The sequence below is a fragment of the Marinomonas sp. NPDC078689 genome, assembly GCF_044542435.1.
GTDB classification, from domain to species: domain Bacteria; phylum Pseudomonadota; class Gammaproteobacteria; order Pseudomonadales; family Marinomonadaceae; genus Marinomonas; species Marinomonas arenicola.
On record NZ_JBITUJ010000015.1, the window covers coordinates 1 to 446 of the forward strand.

Genomic DNA, 446 nt, shown 5'->3' on the forward strand with positions numbered 1-446 from the left:
CATCGTCTTCGTTGTTGTGAAGCGTTGTCCGTGTCAGCGAGGGCGTATATTAAGGATCTACAGATTTAGTGCAACCCTTTTCTGAGAAAAAGTGCTATTTATCGCAAAAAATTTAAAAGAATCTTAAAAGCGATCAATTAACCAACAGAAAAGTCGTTTTTTGTTTATAAAACAACCTAAAAACACTCACCCCCAACAACAAAAGCCCTCTATCTAGCTCACTTTATGCAAGTAAAAAAGCCCGACAACACAACCTCCCGACTCTTTATTAGTAACCAGGAATGAACAGCCATTTAAATCAGAGCAATAAGCGCCATCTTCCTACTATAGATACTCATTCATCACAGGCGATATTGCTTCGCCGAACAAATAAGACACGACAGAGCAGATAACAACACCTAAGCGGACATTCAAAGGGCACTATATAAGAGGCAGCAAAAACACGT